General features: G+C 63.9%; 13 protein-coding genes. 8 read left to right on the top strand and 5 right to left on the bottom strand.

Annotated features, from left to right (window positions below):
- Nucleotides 1-119: 119 nt before the first annotated feature.
- Nucleotides 120-1,091, bottom strand: a complete 972-nt coding sequence (locus ACQKPZ_RS14050; RefSeq protein ID WP_427538986.1) for a GlxA family transcriptional regulator — start codon at nt 1,089-1,091, stop codon at nt 120-122.
- A gap of 137 nt (nt 1,092-1,228) precedes the next feature.
- Between ACQKPZ_RS14050 and ACQKPZ_RS14055 the strand changes: the two genes are divergently transcribed.
- Nucleotides 1,229-1,591 carry a helix-turn-helix domain-containing protein gene (locus ACQKPZ_RS14055; RefSeq protein WP_391130708.1) on the top strand — a complete coding sequence of 121 codons (363 nt, stop codon included), beginning with the start codon at nt 1,229-1,231 and terminating at the stop codon, nt 1,589-1,591.
- 72 nt (nt 1,592-1,663) lie between these two features.
- Entirely contained in the window at nt 1,664-2,290 is a 627-nt protein-coding gene (ycaC, locus tag ACQKPZ_RS14060; protein ID WP_060498171.1) for an isochorismate family cysteine hydrolase YcaC, read from the top strand.
- 116 nt (nt 2,291-2,406) lie between these two features.
- Here ycaC and ACQKPZ_RS14065 read toward each other — a convergent pair whose 3' ends face one another.
- A complete protein-coding gene (locus tag ACQKPZ_RS14065) occupies nt 2,407-7,458 on the bottom strand; it encodes a trifunctional serine/threonine-protein kinase/ATP-binding protein/sensor histidine kinase (RefSeq protein ID WP_427538989.1) in 5,052 nt (1,683 codons plus the stop codon).
- 239 nt (nt 7,459-7,697) lie between these two features.
- Between ACQKPZ_RS14065 and ACQKPZ_RS14070 the strand changes: the two genes are divergently transcribed.
- The 3 genes from ACQKPZ_RS14070 to ACQKPZ_RS14080 all read left to right on the top strand — a co-directional run bounded on the left by ACQKPZ_RS14070 (nt 7,698) and on the right by ACQKPZ_RS14080 (nt 9,804).
- The gene (locus ACQKPZ_RS14070; RefSeq protein ID WP_427538993.1) at nt 7,698-8,684 is read left to right on the top strand and encodes a response regulator; all 987 of its coding nucleotides are present in this window, start codon (nt 7,698-7,700) and stop codon (nt 8,682-8,684) included.
- On the top strand, nt 8,681-9,049 hold the full coding sequence (locus ACQKPZ_RS14075) for a response regulator transcription factor (protein WP_427538996.1): 369 nt from the start codon (nt 8,681-8,683) through the stop codon (nt 9,047-9,049). Before ACQKPZ_RS14070 ends, ACQKPZ_RS14075 begins: the two co-directional genes overlap by 4 nt.
- 326 nt (nt 9,050-9,375) lie before the next feature.
- Nucleotides 9,376-9,804, top strand: a complete 429-nt coding sequence (locus tag ACQKPZ_RS14080) for a DoxX family protein (RefSeq protein WP_427538999.1) — start codon at nt 9,376-9,378, stop codon at nt 9,802-9,804.
- A 115-nt stretch (nt 9,805-9,919) separates the two neighbouring features.
- Here ACQKPZ_RS14080 and ACQKPZ_RS14085 read toward each other — a convergent pair whose 3' ends face one another.
- The gene (locus ACQKPZ_RS14085; protein WP_427539002.1) at nt 9,920-11,410 is read right to left on the bottom strand and encodes a YifB family Mg chelatase-like AAA ATPase; all 1,491 of its coding nucleotides are present in this window, start codon (nt 11,408-11,410) and stop codon (nt 9,920-9,922) included.
- A 255-nt stretch (nt 11,411-11,665) separates the two neighbouring features.
- Here ACQKPZ_RS14085 and ACQKPZ_RS14090 point away from each other — a divergent pair, with 255 nt between their 5' ends.
- Nucleotides 11,666-13,660 (top strand): DUF4034 domain-containing protein, encoded by a 1,995-nt coding sequence (locus tag ACQKPZ_RS14090; protein ID WP_427539004.1) that lies wholly within the window; start codon nt 11,666-11,668, stop codon nt 13,658-13,660.
- A gap of 90 nt (nt 13,661-13,750) precedes the next feature.
- Here ACQKPZ_RS14090 and ACQKPZ_RS14095 read toward each other — a convergent pair whose 3' ends face one another.
- Both ACQKPZ_RS14095 and ACQKPZ_RS14100 read right to left on the bottom strand, forming a co-directional pair.
- Nucleotides 13,751-14,179 carry a TOBE domain-containing protein gene (locus ACQKPZ_RS14095; protein WP_427539007.1) on the bottom strand — a complete coding sequence of 143 codons (429 nt, stop codon included), beginning with the start codon at nt 14,177-14,179 and terminating at the stop codon, nt 13,751-13,753.
- Between the two features lie 25 nt (nt 14,180-14,204).
- Nucleotides 14,205-14,465, bottom strand: a complete 261-nt coding sequence (locus tag ACQKPZ_RS14100) for an accessory factor UbiK family protein (protein WP_391130684.1) — start codon at nt 14,463-14,465, stop codon at nt 14,205-14,207.
- A 373-nt stretch (nt 14,466-14,838) separates the two neighbouring features.
- Between ACQKPZ_RS14100 and glnK the strand changes: the two genes are divergently transcribed.
- On the top strand, nt 14,839-15,177 hold the full coding sequence (gene glnK / locus ACQKPZ_RS14105; RefSeq protein WP_002555808.1) for a P-II family nitrogen regulator: 339 nt from the start codon (nt 14,839-14,841) through the stop codon (nt 15,175-15,177).
- Between the two features lie 47 nt (nt 15,178-15,224).
- On the top strand, nt 15,225-16,556 hold the full coding sequence (locus ACQKPZ_RS14110) for an ammonium transporter (protein WP_391130681.1): 1,332 nt from the start codon (nt 15,225-15,227) through the stop codon (nt 16,554-16,556).
- Nucleotides 16,557-16,594 lie beyond the last annotated feature (38 nt).

The following is a 16,594-nucleotide window of genomic DNA, read 5'->3' on the forward strand; positions in this document are numbered from 1 at the left end:
CGAAAGGGCTGCATAGCAGCCCCAAAATCTCAGGCCAGCCTCAAGATCCTTGGGCCGCTCTGCGGCCCTTTCGCGACACAAGGCCGCTCCTACAGGGGCCTGTGCTCGGCGCGGAACTCTCAGACCCCGCCAAACTGCGCCCGATACTGCGCCGGGGTCATGCCGATCCGCTCACAGAACACCTTCCTCATATGCCGGTCACTGCCAAACCCGCACTGCGCCGCCACCACCTTCAAGGGCAGGTCGCCGCATTCGAGCAGCTTGCGCGCCCGATCGATGCGCGCGTTCTGCAAGTACTGCAGCGGTGTAATCCCCACCTCACGCTGAAACGTGCGGGCGAAATTACGCCCGCTCATGGCCACCAGGTCGGCCATTTTCTGCACGGTGAACGCCTGCTCGATATGGTCCACGATGTACGCCTGCACCCGGGCAATCGGCGAATCATCACGCGGCACCGCCGCCAGCAACGGCCCGTAGGGCGTCTGCCCACCTTGGCGATGGCGGGCGACCAGCAGCACCTTGGCCACTTCCAGGGCCAGCGCCTTGCCGTGGTCTTCGGCCACCACCGCCAGTGCCAGGTCGATACCCGCCGTAATCCCGCCCGAGGTGATCAAGCAGCGGTCGATCACGTAAATCTGTTCGGTCTCGACCTTGGCCTCGGGAAACGCTCGCGCCAGGCGCTCCACGTAGTTCCAGTGGGTGGTGCAGCGGTAGCCGTCCAGCAGCCCGGCCCGGCCCAGCAGGAACACCCCGGTGCAGATGGCACCAAAGCGCCTGGCACTGCGCACCGCCTGCGGCAACCAGCGCTCCAGCGCTGGCACGGCAATGTCATACGCGCCAGGGCCGCCGGGCACCAGCAACAGGTCGACGGCCTCCGGCAAATCCTTCAGGCGCAGGTCAGCCACCACTTTCAGCCCACATGAGCCGCGCACCGCAGCCTGCCCTTCGGCCAGGGTAAGCAGCCGGTATTGCCGCTCGGCAGGCAAGAACCGGTTGGCGATGGCGAATGCATCCATGGGGCCAGTGACGTCCAGCAACAGCACATCGTTGAACAGCACCATGGCCACGGTGCGGTGAGCGGTTACCTGCATGCTTCTTCGCTCGGTAGCTGAGTACAGCGTGCATCTTACGGTATACCGCTGCGCACAATTAAGAACAATTCAGGTTTGGCTCAGGACTTTGTCATGTGCCGGGGGCGAGACTTTCTGCATTCAACAGGAGAGTCGCCATGCATTCCGGCACCCCCCAAGAGCCGCTGCAAACCCCCGGCGCGCTGACGCCCGCGCGGCTGCGCCAGGCCAAGGAACTGATGCTGCGCAGCTCGCTGTCGATCATCGAGATCGCCAGCGTGTGCAACCTCACCCGCAGCCATTTCTCCCGTGCCTTCAAGGTCAACACCGGCCTTTCACCCCAGGCCTGGCGCCTGCTGGCACGCATGGAAAAGGCCAAGCGCCTGCTTGCCACCGAAGCACCGATCACCCACGTGAGCCTGGAGTGCGGCTTTTGCGACCAGGCCCATTTCACCCGCGCCTTCAGCCGCCTGGTTGGCCAGCCACCCAAGGCCTGGCGCCAGGCGCAGGCCATTCCTTAAGCAGAATCTACCCACCGGTATAGCCCCTTGCGGACAGTGCCGGCCCGTTTTCCCAACCCAAGGAGTCACCCCATGAGCCAACCCGATTACAAGCGCCTGAACAAAGACGACGCCGTGGTTCTTCTGGTGGATCACCAGACTGGCCTGATCTCGCTGGTGCAGGACTTTTCGCCCAACGAGTTCAAGAACAATGTGCTGGCCCTGGGTGACCTGGCCAAGTTCTTCGGCCTGCCGACCATTCTCACCACCAGCTTCGAGCAAGGCCCGAACGGCCCGCTGGTGCCCGAGCTGAAAGAAATGTTCCCGGATGCGCCCTACATTGCCCGCCCAGGCCAGATCAACGCCTGGGACAACGAAGACTTCGTCAAGGCAATCAAGGCCACCGGCCGCAAGCAGCTGATCATTGCTGGTGTGGTGACCGATGTGTGCGTGGCATTCCCGACCTTGTCGGCGCTGGCTGAAGGCTTTGAAGTGTTCGTGGTGACCGATGCCTCGGGTACCTTCAACGAAACCGTGCAGCAGGCGGCGTGGGTGCGCATGACCCAGGCTGGCGCGCAGATGATGAACTGGTTCTCTGTGGCCTGTGAGCTGCACCGTGACTGGCGCAACGATATTGAAGGGTTGGGTAACCTGCTGTCGCAGCGTATTCCCAACTACCGCAACCTGATGAACAGCTATGCGGCGTTGACCTCGCGTTGATGTAAACCTGTTCTGGCCTCTTCGCGGGCTTGCCCGCTCCCACAGTTACAGCGGTGCCTGTCAGGCTTGTGCAATCCCTGTGGGAGCGGGCAAGCCCGCGAAGGGGCCAGAACAGGCTATGAAATATTCAGAGGCAGGGTGAAACGAATCCGGCACCCACCCAGCTCTGAAACCAGCGCATGCAACTGCCCGCCATGGGCTTGCACCACCGAACTGCAAATGGCCAACCCCATGCCCATCCCACTGCGCTTGGTGGTGTAGAACGCCCCAAACACATGCTCCCGCTCCTCAGGCGCAATCCCCGGCCCGTTGTCGTCCACGCAGATTTCCACCGCATCCCCGACCACTGCCGAAGCAATCCGTAGTACGCCGTCGTTGCGATACCCCGCCAGCGCCTCCAGCCCATTGGTAATCAGGTTGAACACCAGTTGCTGCAACTGCACCGGGTCGGCCATCACGCTCACCCCAGCTTGCAACCGTGTCTGCACGTCCACCGTGCCCTTGGCGGCATCGGCCGAGGTCAGGCGCACGACCTCGCGGATGAGTTCGTCCAGCTTTACGGCCTTGAGCTGCATCGGCGATTGCTTGGCCAGCGAACGCAGTGCGCGCACGATATTGGCCGCACGTTCGCTGTCGTTGCGGATGTCTTCCAGGCCGGCAATTGCCTCTTCCAGGTCGGGCTTGGCGCGCTTCAACCAGCGCAGGCTGGCGGCGGCGTTGGAGGTGATGCCCAGCAGTGGCTGGCTGATCTCGTGGGCGATGGACGCCGACAGCTCGTTCATCACTTGCAGGTGTGCACTGCGCGCCAGCTCCGCACGGGAGCGGCGCAGTTCGGCCTCCATCTGTGCGCGGCTCTGGTTGTCTTCGGCCAAGCGCGTATAGAACTTGGCGGTTTGCAGCGATACCGCTGCCTGCGAGGCGAGGATTTCCAGCATGGCCAGGCGCTGGCTGCCAAACAGGTTGGGCACCAGGCGGTTTTCCAGGTACACCAGGCCGATCAGCACACCCTGGATCACCAGCGGCAGGCACAGCACCGAACGGGCGTTGCGCGCCTGCAGCTCGTGGCGGAAGGCTTCGGGGCAATCGCTTTGGGCGTCGTTGAGCACCAGCGGCTTGCGGGTTCGCATGGTGGCGTTGATGACTGAAAGCGGCGCCTGGGTCATGAACTTCTGGCAGTTGTCCATGCTCACGTGCAGCCCTGCATCGTCGATGTAGGCGAGGGCGGCCATCTGGAATTCAGCACCACTGACGATCAACAGGGCGCCATGGTCGGCACCGGAATGCTGGGTCAAATGGCCCATCAGGGTTTCGATCAGCCCTTCGAGCAGCACTTCTTCAGACAATGCGCGCGCCGCTTCTATGCCGGCCTCCAGGTCCAGCTTGGCCTGCTGGTTGGCGTGGCAGGTTTCCTGGATGGGCTGGGTGCGCAAGAAGGGGTGCAAAGCCTCCAGCTGATGCACTTTGCCGGTGGCGCCCCACAGATGGAAACAGTCGCGGGCAATGCGCAGGTGCAGGTTGGCCCCGGAGATAAGACCGCTGGGGATGCACACCTCGGCCAGCTGTTCGTGGGCCAGCGCCTGTTCGTGGATGAAGCCGGCAGCCGCAGCGGCGATCTGCGCCTGGTCGAAACAGCGGATAGCGGCCAGGCCGTCGCCTTCAAGCTTGGCGATGACGCCTTCGATCAGCAGCAACTTGTTGCGGAAAGTGGCGGGGTTGAAGCTGGCCCAGTGGCCGAAACGCTCGCGCAGCGCGTGCAGTTCGGTCAGCTTGCCGGCCAGGCTGCCGGTGGCCTCCGGGCTGCCCAGGGCCAGGCCGCAGGACAGATGGTAATCGGCCAGGTTGATGTGCGCGGGTACCGCCCAGGCGTTGTCACCGGCCTGGCTCAGGTTGCGCATGGCCTGCGGGATATCGCCCAGGTAGAACGCGCTCATGCCGCTGAACAGATGCCAGAAGAACAGTGTGATGGGCGAGTTCACCGGGGTTGTCACGGCCGCCGGGCCGGGTGCGCCGCTCAGGTTGGCGATGAATGCCCGCTGGGCCAGCAGGATCTGTTCGACATCGCTGTAGCCATGGCTGCGTACGGTGGCAAGGCCCTGTGCCACTTCGCCGGCCACATCCGGGAGGTAGCGGCCCATGAACAGCGAGTCGGAAACCAGGTGGTTGCAGGCATGGCAGCTCATCGCCAGGTCGCCGCTCAGGCGCGCCGAGTCGACGGCCTCCAGCGCGGTGCGGCGGGCGACCTCCATCGGCGAGGTCCAGGCGCTGACCTGATCCAGGGCCAGCAGCGCGCTGGTAAGGTCGGCCTCGAAACCGTGCCGCTCGATCAGCTTCAGCGCGGCCAGGCAAAAGGCATGGCCATCGTGGTAAGCGCCGAAGCGCTCGGCGATCATCACCCCGAACCAGGCCAGGCCATAGGTGCTGCCCGGCGCGACACCCTGCAACAGCGACAGCTCCACGAGCTTTGCCAGGTGCAGGAAGCAAATGTCGTCCCGCACATAAAACGATGAAGACAGCGTTGCCAGCAGCCCTACCGCAATGGCCGCTTCTTCGGAGTCGGTGCGTGGCAAAGACTCCAGGCAGTGGCGGCCTTTCTGCTCGATCAGCGTCTGAACATTGGCGTAGCAGGCCTCGACTTTCTGGCTGTCAATGCCGGGGGGCAGGCGGATGCCCAGCAGGTCGAGGCCGGCCAGGGCGGTAGTGATGGCCGCCTGGTAATCGCAGTGCAAGGTGTGCAGGCGCGCCTGCAACCTGCACACCCGTGCCTGGTCCAGTACCGTGCATGCGCGCTGGCGGCTGGTAATCACCCAGGCTTCGGCCTCGGCCATGCGCGACAGTTGCATGGCACATTCTGCCGCCATGTAACTCATGGCAAACCCTTGTGTGACATGGCTTTCAAGCGTTTCACACTGGCTCAGCAGGTGCTCGGCAGTCTCCAGGTAGTCTGCGGCCTGCTCTACGGCGCCGCTGTCGCGCGCGCGCACTGCGGCTTCATGTAACAGTGGCAGGAACAGTTCGCAGTCATCCGTTGCAAACCCGCATGGCGCGGCGCTTTGCAGTTGATTGGCAACGTCAAATGTCACCTCGTGCAAGTCCTCTTGCCACGCCTGGTAAAGGGCCAAGGCAATCTGCGCGTGCAGCTGGGTGCGGTTGCGCACGGGCGTGAGTTCGTAAGCGGCCTCCATCACTCGGCCATGGGCAAAAGCCAGGCCTTTCTGGGTTTGCAGCAGGAAGCCCGCGGCAACCAAGGCCCTCAGCGCATCGTCCGGTGGTGCGCCCAGCACCTGGCGTAGGACGCGCTCGTCACAGCGGTTGCCCGCCGCGCTGGCGACCCGCATCACATCGCGCTGGGGGGCTGGCAGGCGGGCCAGGCGGTGGATCATCAGGTCGGCGACGTTGTCGGAATAGCGGTGCCGCGCCACGGCTTTCAGGCACCACGACCAACGCATGGCCTGGGTGTCGAATGTGAACAACTGGTCTTCGACCATGGCCCTGAGGATCTGGTTGATGAAGAACGGGTTGCCCGCGGTCTTGTCATGCACCAGCTCGGCCACCGGCAATGCCTGGTCGGGGCTGACGTGGTAGCGCTCGCTGATCAGCTCGGTCACGGCAGCAACGGCCAGCGGACGCAGGTTCAGGGTAGTGGTGCGGACACTGGCGGGCATGGCCAGCGCAGGGCCGCCGGTTTGCGCATCGTTGCGCCGGGCAATGATCAGCAGCAAATTGTCGGGCGATTGGGCGAGCAGTCGCTCCAACAGGCTCTGCGTGGTGTCGTCAGCCCATTGCATGTCATCAAGGAACAGCACCAACGGGCGCCCCGGGCGGCTGAATACCTGAAGAAATTCGACTACGGCCCGTAGCTCTTTCTGCAATATCAGCCGTGTGGGCTTTGCCGGCAGGTCGGGCAAGGGGCCGAGGATCAGTTGCAGTTGTGGCGCAAGCTTGCCTAGCAGCCGGCCGTAACCTTTGATGCGGCGCAAAATTTCCCGCCGCAGCGTGTCGAGGTCCTGGCTGTTCTTGGCCAGCAGTTGGGTGGTAAGCGCGCCAAGGATTTCGACCCAGGGTGCATAAGGCACGGCCTGGGCCAGGCTGTTGCACTTGCCGACGGCCCAGTAGCCTTCGGCGCTGGCCTTGAGTGCAGCCTGTACGAGGCTCGATTTGCCCATGCCAGCGGCGCCGTTGATGAGCAGTGCCTGGGGCTTGCTGTCGCGGCGCAACCCCTTGAGCAGCAAGGCGATGGCCTTTTGCTCGGCACTGCGCCCGTACAGGCGAACGCGGCTGGGGGCGGCGGGGTCGGCGCAGCCTGGCTCGAAGGCTTGCATGGCCTTGTTGCCCGCCCATTGCCGTTGGCAGTGGGCAAGGTCTACTGCCAGGGCATGGGCGCTCTGGTAGCGGGCGTCGGGCTCCTTGGCCAGGGCTTTGGCCAGCACCCGGCTGAGCGGCTGCGGCACGTTGTTGTCCACTTCGCAGGCCGCCCGTGGTTGCACGCCGGCATGCAGCTGGCGCCAGTGCTGAGTGTCGCGCCCGGCCAGAGGCAGTTCGCCTAGCAGCAACTGGTACAGGATCGCACCCAAGGCATAGACGTCACTGCGCCGGTCAGTGTTGCTGCCATGCGGGCAGACCTGCTCAGGCGCCAGGTACGACCAGTTACCGAGTGGGGTGCCCTGTTCGCTGATCTGTTCGGCGGGGTCGGCGCGAAAGAAGCCTATCCGCACCCGCTGGTTGGCGTACAGGCACACATGCTCGGGCTGCAGCGCGCCATGCAGCACATTGTGTTCGTGGGCCAGGGCCAGGGCATTGGCCGCGTTGACCGCGATGTCGAGAAATGGCGCGAGGCTAGCGGGGCCTTCGGCGATCAGGTCGGCGATGGAGTGGCCGGCCGGGTACACCAGCAGCGGGCCTTCGGCCGAACGTACGAACGCCGAGGGGATCACCGCCCACTGCGGGTCCAGTCGCAGACGGTAGTCGCGTTCCAGGCGCTGGCAGGCAGCGGGGGCTTCGAGCGGCGCGCGCACGGCGATCCAGGCCTGGTCAGTGGCAGGGTCGCGCAGGCGGAAGTAGCTGAGTTCGCCTTCCTGGCCCAGCGCGCTGATGTCACACCGGTTCAGCCAGCCCTCGTCGGCCGACTGGTCGAAATCGATGGGCCTGTGGGCAAGGCGTTCATCGAGCATAAAGCACCCCCGCTAGCGACATCCAGAGGCGCGAGTATACGCAGCGGGCCCAGTGAGGATGCGGGTTACAGGCTGGTTGGCAGGAACGGGCACACCGTTGTCCGTTATCGTACCCTGGTGGCTGGCGGGCTTTTGTATAGTCCTCAGGGCAACCTATCCCTCGGGATAATTGTTTCAACGCGTGCGCTGGCCTAGGCTGCCCGGGGCTGCGCAAACGCCCGTGCCCGTGCGAGGAAGCCATGATCCGAATAGGCAATGCCCAGGTGTCGCTGGAGCGGCGGGAAGTGTTTCTCGACGGCAAGCCGATCCCGCTGGGCGGCCGCGCATTCGAGGTGCTGGCCACGCTGATCAAGGCCAAGGGCCGGGTGGTCGGCAAGGACGAGCTGTTCAGCCAGGTATGGGCCGGTACGGTGGTCGAGGACAACAACCTGCAGGTGCAGGTGTCGTTGCTGCGCAAGGCCTTTGGTGACCGGGGCCTGATACAGACCGTGCCACGCCGGGGTTACCGCCTGGCTGCCGAGATCAGCCTTGATGTCCCTTGCCTGGGCCCCTCGCCGCTGTGCGCCATGGCCGAAAGCCTTGAGCCCTTGGACGACAGCACGAACGTGCCGGTGCTGGTGGTGGACGACGACCCCTCGGTGCGCACGGCGTTGGGCCGCCTTCTGCGCTCGCAGGATATCCCGCATCAGTTGTTTGCCAGTGCCGAAGCATTGTTCGCAACGCGCCTGGAAACCCCCTACGCCTGCCTGCTGCTGGACATGCACCTGCCCGATACCACCGGCCTGGAGGTACAGGCCGCCCTGCGCCGCCTGGCGCTGCCCTGGCCCATCGTGTTCATGACCGGCTTTGGCACTATCCCGATGACGGTACAAGCCATGCGTGCCGGTGCCGTGGAGTTCCTGACCAAGCCATTCGATGAAGACCAGTTGCTGACGCTGCTGCAGGCCGTGCGTACGCGGGCAGTGGCGGATGGCCGCAAATGGCGCCATGCGCGGCAGGTTGAGGAAAAGTACCAGCGCCTGACCCAGCGTGAGCGGCAGGTGTTTTCGCTGGTGGTTGACGGCTTGTCGCACAAGCAGATCGCCAGGCAGATCGGCACCAGCGAGGTGACCACCAAGGTGCACAAGAAGAACATCATGAACAAGATGCAGTCCCGCTCGCTGGTGGAGTTGGTGGCCATGCACACTGTTATCGGGGCGCGGTCAGAGGGCCTGGGCGGCGCATGAGCAGATGGGTATGCATCGTCGACGACGATGCTTCGGTGCGCAAAAGCCTGGCCAACCTGCTGCGTTCGGCCGGGTTCGAGACGTTGTCGTTCGCAGCCGGGGATGTGTTCCTGGCGTCGGAGCTGGCGCGGCAGGCCGGCTGTGTGCTGCTCGACCTGAAGATGCCGGGCGTGAGTGGGTTGGCGGTGCTACGTGAACTGGCGCGGCAGCGGTGGCTGATACCGGTGATCTGCATGTCGGCGCATTGGGATGACGACGCAGTGCATGCTGCGATGAGCCTCGGCGCACTGGCCTGCCTGGGCAAGCCCTTTTCTGAAGAGGTGCTGTTGAGGGGGGTTGAGGAGGCTTTGGCTGGCCGGCAGTGATGTGCGGCCTGTGCTGGCCCTTTCGCTTGCAAACCCGCTCTCAATGGAACTGCACATCACTTACTGATTCAGCAGGGACCCTGTGGGAGCGGGCAAGCCCGCGAACACCGGCGCAGCCGGTGCCATGCACCGCGCTGGATTCTTCGCGGGCATGCCCGCTCCCACAGGTCCTGCGCAAGTCTTAAAAATAGCAGCGGGTTTATCGAGGCGTCGAACCGCCGCGAAGAGGCCAGTAGCATTGACAGCAAATTCAGCACGCCTGCGCAATCAATCTGTTTGCTGCTGGGCAATGCTCGCCGGGTTGACCGATTAGTGAGCCCCTTGCCATGCCCCGCCTGAAAACTTTCCTCGACACGCAATCCCCAAACCTGACTGCCACCGGCCTGCTGTTCATGCGGGTGATGGCAACTGTGCTGCTGCTGTGTATCCACGGGCTACCGAAGCTGCTGGACTGGAGCGGTGAATTGCAGCGCATCGAAGACCCATTCGGGCTAGGCGCGCCGCTGACCTTGGGGGTGGCGGTTTTTGCCGAGGTAGTTTGCCCGCTGTTGCTGCTGTTGGGTGTTGCCGCGCGCCTGGCTTGCCTGCCGGTGCTGGCAGTGTTGTTGGTGGCGCTGGTGGTGGTGCATCCGGACTGGACGCTGGAGCAGGGGCAGTTCGCCTGGTTGCTGGTGGCGCTTTATGGCGGGTTGGCGTTGACTGGGCCGGGATCATATTCACTGTCTGCGCTTATCCGGCAGATCAAGGCTGCCTGATGGATTTTGGGGCCGCTTTGCGGCCCATCGCGACGCAAGGCCGCTCCTACAGGCGATCGCGTTCTTTGTAGGAGCGGCCTTGCGTCGCGATGGGCTGCAAGGCAGCCCCCGCAATCTAACTGCTCCCAGGCCGGTACTGCAGGGCCTCGGCCAGATGTGGTCGGCCAATGGCCTCACAACCTTCCAGGTCCGCCAGCGTCCGCGCCACCTTCAACAACCGGTGCGCTGCCCTCAATGACAAGGTCAGCCGCTCGCAGGCACCCTCCAGCCAGGCCTGGTCCGCCGGGGCCAATGGGCAATGGCGGCGCAACCCCTCCAGGTTGAGAAACGCATTCGCGCACCCTTGCCGCCGGTGTTGCAGTTCCCGTGCCTCAGCCACCCGCGCTGCCACATCGGCACTGGTCTCGCCGCAGGGCTGGTTGTTCAGCGTGGTGCTCTCACGGGCCACGGTCAGGTGCAGGTCGATCCGGTCCAGCAAGGGCCCGGACAGCTTGTTGCGGTAGCGTGCGATCTGCTCGGTGCTGCACCGGCAGCGGCCCGTGGGGTCGCCAAGGTAGCCACAGGGGCAGGGGTTCATGGCCGCCACCAGCTGAAAGCGTGCCGGGAAGCGCACCTTGTCGCGAGCCCGCGCAATCACGATCTCGCCCGACTCCAGCGGCTCGCGCAGTACTTCCAGCACGCGCCGTTCGAACTCGGGCAGCTCATCGAGGAACAGTACGCCATGGTGGGCCAGTGTGATTTCGCCCGGTTGCGGCCGGCTGCTGCCCCCGACCAGCGCCGGGCCGGAGGCGGAATGGTGAGGGTGGCGAAAAGGCCGCTGCGGCCAGCTGTTCAAGGGTGCATGCCCGCTGACTGACTGGATGGCCGCCACCTCCAGCGCTTCTTGTTCGTCCAGTGGTGGCAGCAGCCCGGGCAGGCGGCTGGCGAGCAAGGTCTTCCCGGTGCCCGGGGGGCCAGTGAACAACAGGTTGTGTGCTCCGGCCGCTGCCAGCAACAAGGCCCGCTTGGCTGCCAGTTGGCCTTGCACCTCGCTCAGGTCCGGGTACGGGCGTTGATGCAGGATCAAGCCATTGGCAGCGTACGGCGGCAGCGGTACCTGGCCATTCAGGTGGGCGACCAGCTCCAGCAGGTGCCCCACCGCATAAACCACCAGCCCGCCTGCCAGGCTGGCTTCCTCGGCATTTTCCCGCGGCACCACCAGCGCTCGGCCTGCCTCGCGCGCCGCCAGTGCTGCAGGCAACACCCCCTGTACCGGGCGCAGCTTGCCAGACAGCGCCAGTTCGCCCAGGCATTCGACCTCGGTGAGGGTGGCCATGGGCACTTGGCCGTCGGCGGCAAGGATGCCCAAGGCAATGGCCAGGTCATAACGGCCGCCATCCTTGGGCAGGTCGGCGGGGGCGAGGTTCTGGGTAATGCGCCGCTGCGGGTAGTTCAGCCCGGAGTTGACGATGGCACTGCGCACCCGGTCCTTGCTTTCCTTGACCGTGGTTTCCGGCAGGCCGACCAGGGTGAGGTGGGGCAAGCCATTGGCCAGGTGGGTTTCAACGCTGACTGCCGGTGCCTGTACGCCTACCTGGGCGCGGCTATGGACGAGGGCTAGGGACATGGACGCTCCGTTGTCGCTGAAAAGGGCCGCTTCCTGCGGCAGGCCAAGGATAGCCAGCGCGGGCAAGGTAGGCGCAACAAGTATGCGTCGGGGTTTTTCAGGGCAGGGTATTCCCCTGCTTTTCCACGCAAATCGGCAAAAATGGATCCAATTGACTTTGCGCATGTGCTCGCCATGGCTTAGTGTTATCGGGCCACTGCCGTTGCCATGGAATGGCACAGCGTCTTCTTTCAAATGGACTTGAGGTATTGCTCCGTGCAAACGCTCGCCCGCACGCGCCAGGTCATCCGCGAACTGGTGCAGGCCAATTCATTCGTTGAACTCACCCGTTTTTTCGATAGCCTCCAGGCGCAATGGCACCAGGCCCCGCCTGGCGAGTTTCCCGCCTACATGATGGCCATTGAAGGGCACCTGCTGGTCGACCCGGATTGCCAGGGCGACAGGGCCCTGAGCCAGGTACTCAAAGCCTGGATCGATGCCTGCCCCAAGGCCTACCATCCGCAGGTGGTGATGGGCCTGCACTGCTTCCACCGGGCGTGTCAGGTACAGGGCGGCGGCCAACGCAGTGCTGCACGCTCGCTGGCCGTCGAGCAGATTTGCGAACGTGCCACTGCCCACCTGCTGCGCGCCATGGAGCGCTCTGCCCAGCCCGTGGCCGCGGCCATCGGCATGCTGCGTATCAGCGCGCAGTTTCGCGAGCCCGGCTGGTTGGCCGAACTGTTCCAGGGGCAGCCCGCACGCTACAGGCCAAGTGCCCATGCCGATGTGGAAGTGCAGGAGGCTGCGGCGCCTTTGTTGGTAAAGCATGGGCTGCAGCCCCTCGCCGAGTTGCCACACGCGTTGCCGACGTGCCTGAGCAGGCGGGCCGGTCATGAAAACGAAGCACCCCGCTATTACTGGTTGCGCCATGCGCTGGTTGCCCGCCCTGGCTGCTTTGAAGCGATTCAGGCCCTCGCCGTTTACCTGCTACCCCATTGGGGCGCCAGCTTCGATGCGCTGGAACTGTTGGCCAATGGGCCGTTGTGCGAGGCCTGGGACGAAACGCTGCGCAATGCGTTGCGCTGGATGGCCGTCGAGGAACGGCTGAAGCTGCCCCACGCTGACCAGTTGCAGGCCGTCGCCGACTGGCAGCAGCTGTTCGATGCCTGGTTGAAACGGCCGCTAAGGCCAAGGGAAAGCGCCATCGTGCTGGCTTGGCGCGGTGCGCTGCGCAGCAGTGCCTTGCAAGACCACGCCGGCGCTCTGCGCGACTTCGCTGCGAGCTTGGCGTGCAACGCCGATCACGGCGCCATCCGTGCCATGGGCGTGCCATTTCGTTGTCTGGCTGAATTGGTATTGCGCGATGGCATGGCAGATGAGCAGCAGCTACTGCGTAGCGCCATCGAGGGCCTGTGTGATGGCCGCTCGCATGCTGGCGCCTGTGCAATGCGCGCTGTCGGCCATCGCTTCGGCCTGTGGGGGCTGCAACGCTCGGCCGAGCATGCAAGGATATGGGCTCAGACGGCGGTCACGCGCCAGCGCGCTGGCCAGGCACCGGGCTTCGAGGTGCTTGCGGTGGCGCGGCTGTTGTGGGTTGCCAACCGGCATGAAGTGGCCTGCTACCTGTATGAGCGTTGTGCCGAACTGAACCTGTCGGGGGCTGCCCTTGGCCTGTACGAGTTGCACAGCGGCGGCCTGGACAACACGCCGGGGCACTATCTGGATGACGAGGCGGCAGAGCACTGGTTGCAGCGTGCGGTGGAAGCGGGCAGCCGACAGGCCAAGTACAACCTGGCCTGCCTGCGCATGGGTGGCGATGAGGACTTGAGCGAGCGCAGTGCCATGCTGGCCGTCAGGCACCTGTTGGTCGATGCGTTGGGTAATGCGCAGACCAATGCGCGTGCGCGCTTGCACCTGGGGATACTGTTGCGCCAGTTTGGCGAAGCGCAGGAACGGGCAGAGGCGGTCGCCTACCTGTCGAGCCTGGTCGAGCACCCCGACCCGTGGATCGCCGGCCGAGCCAGCGCCGAACTGGGGCTGGCCTGGATGCAGGGGCGCGGCACCCGCAAGCAGAGCCGGTTTGCGGCCATCGAATGGGCCAATCGTGCGGTTACCTTGCAGCCTGGGGATTCGGCCATCGAAGATATCCAGGCCGAAATTCTCAACTCGCACAATCGGGTAAAAACCCTGGTTACCCAGTGTGGTGCAGCCCTGTTTCGCGGCACCTTGCATGCCAGCGAATTGCCGCCGAAACAGCTCTGCGCGAGCTAGCAGGCTCTGTGGGAGCGGGCAACGCGGTGGATGGCACCGGCTGCGCCGGTGTTCGCGGGCATGCCCGCTCCCACAGGTTAACCTTCAAGCTCAGGGCTTGGCGCCGAGGATGATGTGCGAGGCCTTGATCAGCGCGGTTGCTCTTACGCCCGGAGCAAGGCCCAGTTCCTGCACGGCTTCGCGGGTCACGATGGCATACACTTCGGTGCCCCCGGCCAGCTTGAGCACCACTTCGGCGTTCACTGCGCCATCACCCACCCGTACCACTTCACCTTCCAGTGCGTTCCGGGCCGACAGCTTGTAGCCGGCCGCGTCGGTCAGCAGCACCACCCAAGGCGCCTTCACCAGTGCCACGGCCTCTTTGCCGACATTGATGTTGAGGTTATGCAGGCTGGCCATGGTGACCACTGCCACCAGTTTTTCGCCGCCACCCAGGGTCAGTTCGACTTCGGCATTGACCGCACCGGGTTGAACGTTGCTGACTTTGCCTTCGAAAACATTGCGTGCGCTGACTTTCATGGGGAAACGCTCCGTGTGTCGATTGTTATTCCTGCGTGGGAGCCAGTCGTGCTTCCAGCTCGGCTACTTGTTTTTCCAGGGCCTCGAGGCGTGCACGGGTGCGCGCCAGTACGACCATCTGGCTGTCGAACTCGTCACGGCTGACCAGGTCCAGCTTGCTGAAGGCTCCTTGCATCAACACCTTGAACTGGCTTTCGAGTTCTGCGCGGGGCTGGGCGGTATCGTTGCTGAACAGGCGTGAGGCCTGGTCGCTCAGGGCATCGAGAAGGGCTTTGGGCGCGAGCATGGGGCTGTCCAATGAAACTGAGAATGGCCGGCAGTGTAGCACGGGCAATTCCAGCCACTCAGGGTTCGGCCGATTGCACATTTTTCGCGCAATGCGCCCTGTCGCTGCGCACCGAAACTGTGCATGTTTTCCATGCTGGCGACTGGCCAATCCCGAGCATTTCGCATAACTCACTGTTTTTTGGCGTTTTGCCGTAACTGGCAAGGTTTCTGCAAAGACCTCTACGAGCCATGCACTGATGCGGTTCCTTGTGACCAGGCAGTGCGCACGCGGAGCCGGATGCCGACGACGCGTTACAAAGCCAAGCGCTGCGCTTAGACTTGAGACGGGTTTGTTTTCCTGGGGCAAGTCCACCAAATCGGGAGAGAGTTTCATGAAGCTAGTCACAGCCATCATCAAGCCGTTCAAGCTGGACGACGTGCGCGAGTCGCTGTCGGAAATCGGCGTGCAGGGCATCACCGTCACTGAAGTGAAAGGCTTCGGTCGGCAGAAGGGCCACACCGAGCTGTATCGCGGTGCTGAATATGTGGTCGATTTCCTGCCCAAGGTGAAGATCGATGTCGCCATCGATGACAAGGACCTTGATCGGGTAATCGAAGCCATCACCAAGGCAGCCAACACCGGCAAGATCGGTGACGGCAAGATTTTCGTGGTGAATCTGGAGCAGGCAATCCGTATCCGTACCGGCGAAACCGATACCGACGCGATCTAAGCAGCAAAAAAAGCCTCACCAAACCCAACGCCCCAGGAGAAAACAACATGACTCTGCGTAAGATCGCAGGGCTAGGAGCCCTATTGTCCCTCGTAATGCCCGGGCTTGCCCTGGCAGAGGAAGCTGCCCCAGCGCTGAACTCCGGCGACACCGCCTGGATGCTGACCGCAACGGCGCTGGTGCTGTTCATGACTATCCCGGGCCTGGCCCTGTTCTATGGCGGCATGGTGCGTTCCAAGAACGTGCTGTCGGTGATGATGCAGTGCTTTGCAATCACCGGCCTGATGAGCATTCTCTGGGTCGTCTACGGCTACAGCATGGCCTTCGATACCACCGGTATGGAAAAGGGCGTGCTCAACTTCAATTCCTTCGTCGGCGGCTTCTCCAAGGCCTTCCTCAGCGGCGTTACGCCCGAGAACCTGACGTCGGCTACCGCGCTGTTCCCTGAAGCGGTATTCATCACCTTCCAGATGACCTTCGCCATCATCACCCCGGCGCTGATCGTGGGTGCCTTCGCCGAGCGCATGAAGTTCTCCGCGATGCTGGTGTTCATGGGCATCTGGTTCACCCTGGTGTATGCGCCGATCGCGCACATGGTGTGGAGCGGTGACGGTGCACTGATGTGGGACTGGGGCGTACTGGACTTCGCAGGCGGTACCGTGGTGCACATCAATGCCGGTATCGCAGGCCTGGTCTGCTGCCTGGTGCTGGGCAAGCGCAAGGGCTACCCGACCACCCCGATGGCCCCGCACAACCTGGGCTACACCCTGATGGGCGCAGCCATGCTGTGGATCGGCTGGTTCGGCTTCAACGCAGGTTCTGCGGCTGCCGCCAACGGCACTGCCGGCATGGCCATGCTGGTCACCCAGATCGCCACCGCAGCAGCAGCCCTGGGCTGGATGTTCGCCGAGTGGATCGGCCACGGTAAGCCAAGTGCCCTGGGCATTGCCTCGGGTGTGGTTGCCGGCCTGGTCGCCATTACCCCGGCAGCAGGCACCGTGGGCCCGATGGGCGCGCTGGTGATCGGCCTGGCCTCGGGTGTGATCTGCTACTTCTGCGCCACCACCCTCAAGCGCAAGCTGGGCTATGACGACTCGCTGGACGCCTTCGGCGTGCACGGTGTTGGTGGCATCATCGGTGCCATCCTTACCGGTGTGTTCGCAGCCCCGGCGCTGGGCGGCTTCGGTGCCGTCACCGACATCGGCATGCAGGTCTGGATCCAGGCCAAAGGCGTGATTTTCACCGTGGTCTACACCGCCATCGTCACCTACGTGATCCTCAAGGTGCTGGATGTGGTAATGGGGCTGCGGGTCAACGAAGAAGAAGAGTCGGTCGGCCTCGACCTGGCTCAACACAACGAACGCGGCTACAACCTGTAACTGCGATGCTGTAAAAATTTGCCCGGCTTGCCGGGCAT

It is taken from the genome of Pseudomonas sp. NPDC089547 (assembly GCF_050280665.1).
Lineage (GTDB): Bacteria > Pseudomonadota > Gammaproteobacteria > Pseudomonadales > Pseudomonadaceae > Aquipseudomonas.